At 69.6% G+C, this 3,890-nt stretch carries 4 protein-coding genes and 1 pseudogene; 2 read left to right on the top strand and 3 right to left on the bottom strand.

The features are described from left to right. Both CH341_RS34485 and CH341_RS34480 read left to right on the top strand, forming a co-directional pair. A pseudogene (locus CH341_RS34485) lies at positions 1-259 on the top strand (hypothetical protein); the annotation flags it as partial. Positions 260-430: 171 nt separating this feature from the next. Continuing rightward, positions 431-571 (top strand): hypothetical protein, encoded by a 141-nt coding sequence (locus CH341_RS34480; RefSeq protein ID WP_170149824.1) that lies wholly within the window; start codon positions 431-433, stop codon positions 569-571. Between the two features lie 109 nt (positions 572-680). Here CH341_RS34480 and CH341_RS27010 read toward each other — a convergent pair whose 3' ends face one another. The 3 genes from CH341_RS27010 to CH341_RS27000 form a co-directional block, all read right to left on the bottom strand. Further along, complete coding sequence (locus tag CH341_RS27010) at positions 681-1,661, bottom strand: amidohydrolase family protein (protein WP_111422055.1); 981 nt, start codon at positions 1,659-1,661, stop codon at positions 681-683. Between the two features lie 78 nt (positions 1,662-1,739). Beyond that, on the bottom strand, positions 1,740-2,777 hold the full coding sequence (locus CH341_RS27005; RefSeq protein WP_146604641.1) for a hypothetical protein: 1,038 nt from the start codon (positions 2,775-2,777) through the stop codon (positions 1,740-1,742). Positions 2,778-2,940: 163 nt separating this feature from the next. After that, positions 2,941-3,890 (bottom strand): amidohydrolase family protein (locus CH341_RS27000; RefSeq protein WP_245431271.1); only part of this gene is annotated, 950 nt, incomplete at its 5' end.

The following is a 3,890-nucleotide window of genomic DNA, read 5'->3' as shown; positions in this document are numbered from 1 at the left end:
GGCGCCCGCTCCTGCGGTCGCGGCCGTCACGCCGAGCCCCGGCGCGGAGGTGAAGCCCGCAGTCCCGGCCGCAAAGCCGAGCGTCACCAAGGTGAGGCGCGCCGCCAAGCCCGCGCCCCGCAAGAAGGTGCGGGTCGTCGCCCGCCGGACCACCCAGCGCGCCGCACCGGCCCAGGCTCCGGCGTCCTCCGAGCTGGTGTTCCCGAACTATGCGCCGTTCTCGGCGACGCCGACCCAGGCCGCACCGACGCGCCGATAGTCCGCGCGCCATCGCGCCGGAGACGACCTGTCGTCGGACCGTTCACGCAACTGAGAATTGATCAGATTTGCCCTGATGCTATTGTGAGTGGTTCGGCAGAGCCGAAGTCGGAACGACCGATTGCCCGTCACGTTGGATATTTTTAACCCACGAGCCTCGGAGACGATCTCCATGGCCCATCATCTGGTCGAGAAGGACACCCTCATCCGCGCCAACCGGACCGTCGCCCTCGGGCTGGTCTGGAGCGGCCTTGCCGTTTGCGTGGTCGCCGCCGCCGTCTACGACGTCGGCCGCTGGGTAGGGGTCTGGTGAACGAGAGGCGCCGAGACCCGGCGCCCGCCGAAGTGGCGCCGGCTGGCGCTGGCGCTGTCACGCCTCCGCCATCGATGATCCGGAACCGACACGCCTCGCCGCGAGCCGCTCACATCCGGAGCAGCCGCCGGGCATTGCCTGAAAAGATCTTCTGCCGGTCGGCCTCGCACAGCGGCACGCCCGCCATCCACGCCACCGCGGGGGCGTTGTCGACGAACGGCCAGTCCACCGCGAACAGGATGCGGTCGACCCCCAGCTCCATCACGCAGCACATCAGCGCGGGCGTCGAGAAGAAGCCGCTGGTGGTGACCGAGAAGTTTTCCGTGAGGATCTCCCGGAACGCGACCTGCTTCTGGCCCGGCCGGGCCAGCGAGGCCTCGATCCGCCACAGCAGGAACGGCAGCGTCTCGCCGAGATGGCCGAGCACGACCTGCAGGCCCGGATGGGCGTCGAACACGCCGGAGAGGATCAGGCGCAGCGCCGTCGTGGCGGTCTCCACCGTAAACCCCCAGGCGGGCCGCACCACGGTCGGGAAGTCGGCCGCGTAATCGTCGTAATAGGCCGAGGTGACGGCGGCGTGCGGGGTCGACGGGTGCAGATAGATCGGCACGCCGAGCTGCGCGGCGCGGGCATAGATCGGCCAGAACCGCTTGTCGTCGAGGAACACGCCGTGCGCCAGGCCGTGCAGCATCGCGCCCTTGAAGCCGAGCGTCTCGACGCAGCGCGCCAGCTCGTCGGCGGCCGCGGCAGGATCCGCCGTCGGCAGCGCCGCGAAGCCGGCGAAGCGGCTCGGATGCGCCTGGATGGCGGCGTGCAGGCGGTCGTTGACCCGCCGTGTCAACGCCACCGCCACGTCGGCGTCCATCCGCTGGGCGGAGGGCGCGCCGTGCGACAGCACCTGCAGGTCGATGCCGGCCGCGTCCATGGCGGCGATCCGCTTGTCGCCGAGGTCGTAGAGCTTGTCGGCGAGCGGGCCGGGCCGTGCCGCCTCCGAGCCGGTGAAGAGCTGCGCCATCTCGGCGTCCCAGTAGTGCTCCTCGATGGCGATCACGGAGCGGCGGGGCGGGGCGCTGTACGACGTGTCCGACATGCAAATCCTTCTCGAGTCCGGTCGGGGGCGGCGACGCGCGCCGCGGAGACGATCCGCGACGCGCGCCGGCCGGGGTGCTCAGCGCACCGTCTTGCGGGCGATCACCACATTGTCGAACACGAGATTCGACGACCAGATCCAGCGCGCGCCCTCGAACAGCTCGGGATAGCGCGTGTAGGCCGGCAGCGCCGTCACGCCGACGTCCGTGTCGGTGTACTCGTAGGCGCGTGGCCACTTGGCGTCGTCGAAAGCAGCGGCCTGCCAGCCGTCCGGCATCTTGTAATGCACGGCATAGCAGGCGTCGGCGCAGGGCGGCTTCTTGGCGACCGGGTGGACGCGGCCGAGCTTGGTCGTGTCGTGCACGTTGCCGATCTCGACCACCTCGTCGGGCGAGTTCAGCGGCGCGATGTAGTAGGTCTGGGCCTTCCAGCTCGAGTCCGTCACGGCGCCGTCGGAGAAGCGGGCGATCACGCCGCCGTCGCCGGGATGGCGCGGATTGCCCTGGAACAGCTCCATGCCGATGCCGAGCTGCTCGTCCCAGTCCACCAGCAGGAACGCCATCGTGTAGGGCTTCTTGGCCTTGAACTTCACGATCGACGAGTTGAACGGCGTGTAGGGGGTGTGGTCGAGGCCGACCAGCTTGCCGTTCACGTAGAACTCGAAATAGTTGTCGGCGACGATGTATCCGGTGATCACCTCGCCGTCCGGATCGATCTCCACCACGGGCACCTTGGAGGCGTCGACGTCGGCGCTCTTGGCCGGCATCACCTGGGTGCACTCGTTGTAGAGGTCGGCGGCGATCGGGCCTTTGCCGTACTGCACCTGGGCCGGCATGGTGATCACGGTGCCGTCGGTGGCCGTGATGGTGCCGACCGCGCTGGCGCGGTGGTTGGAGACCTGCACCGGGCACTTGTAGAGGTTTTCCGTCGTCACCTTGGCCTGGCCCTGGGTGATCATGCGACCCCCTGGCGCCGCGGTCGGTGCGGCGGCGGGTGCGGCGGCCGCGGGCGCGCCGACGGCGGGTGCAGGCGACTGGGCCTGCGCCACGGTCGCAATGCCTGCCACCGCGAGCGCCAATGTGGCGACGCGGACGCAGTTCGGGATTCGGTTGGCCATGCGTTTTCTCTCCCCAGAGACGACTTCTTGTTTGGAGGCCAGCATCGAGGCTGGTCGGTAGGACCGTAGGAGTGTGCACCGGCCCGCTCCGGCCTGCAATGCCGGCGGAGAGCGCGTGCTTCGACGGTCCGGGCTCCGGGGGGCGCAGAGGCGGCCGGCAGGATCAGCCGGCCCGAGCCGCCTGCCGCGCGATCTGTGCGGCCAGTCTCCCGTAGACCCGCAGCGCATTGGTCTCGAAAATCGTCCGGCGCGCCGCCTCGTCGAGGCCCGGCGCGGCCGTGACGTAGCGGCCGGTGTCGTCGTAGTTGAAGCCGGTCTCCGGATCGATGCCCTTCACGGCGCCCAGCATCTCGGTGGCGAACAGGATGTTGTCCACCGGCACCACCCGGGTCAGCAGGTCGATGCCGGCCTGGTGATAGATGCAGGTGTCGAAGAACAGGTTGCTCAGCAGATGGGTGTCGAGCGTCGGTCGGCCGAGCTGCTGGGCGAGCCCGCGATAGCGGCCCCAGTGATAGGGCGCGGCGCCGCCGCCGTGCGGGATGATCAGCTTCAGCGTCGGAAAGTTCCTGAACAGGTCGCCTTCGACGAGCTGCATGAACACCGTGGTGTCGCCGTTGATGTAATGCGCGCCGGTGGTGTGGGCGTTGCAGTTGCACGACCCGCTGACATGGATCATGGCCGGCACGTCGAGCGCCACCATGGCCTCGTAGAGCGGGTACCAGGAGCGGTCGGTCACCGGCAGGCCGCGCCAGTGGCCGCCCGACGGGTCGGGGTTGAGATTGCAGCCGACGAAGCCGAGCTCTTTCACGCAGCGGTCGAGCTCGGCCACGCAGTCCGCCGGCGTGGCGTCGACCGCCTGCGGCAGCTGCGCGACGCCGACGAAATTCTTCGGGAACAGCCCGCAGACCCGGTGGATCAGGTCGTTGCAGTGGCGGGTCCACGCCCGGCTGGTCTCGGCGTTGCCGAGGTGGTGCCCCATCGCCGAGGCTTTCGGGGAGAACAGCGTCAGGTCGATGCCGCGCCGGCGTTGGATCGCCAGCTGGCCGTCCGCGACGCTCGCGCGGATCTCGTCGTCCGTGATGGCCGGGTAGGGCGGCGGGCTGCGCCCCGCCG

Source organism: Rhodoplanes roseus (assembly GCF_003258865.1).
In the GTDB taxonomy this organism is placed as follows: domain Bacteria; phylum Pseudomonadota; class Alphaproteobacteria; order Rhizobiales; family Xanthobacteraceae; genus Rhodoplanes; species Rhodoplanes roseus.
The sequence above is the reverse complement of the archived record's forward strand: the minus strand, read 5'-3'. Positions and strand labels throughout refer to the sequence as shown.

Bases quoted from the DNA above. Each gene is read 5' to 3' on its own strand.
- CH341_RS27010 (WP_111422055.1), bottom strand. From the start codon at position 1,661: ATGTCGGACACGTCGTACAGCGCCCCGCCCCGCCGCTCCGTGATCGCC.
- CH341_RS34480 (WP_170149824.1), top strand. From the start codon at position 431: ATGGCCCATCATCTGGTCGAGAAGGACACCCTCATCCGCGCCAACCGG.
- CH341_RS27005 (WP_146604641.1), bottom strand. From the start codon at position 2,777: ATGGCCAACCGAATCCCGAACTGCGTCCGCGTCGCCACATTGGCGCTC.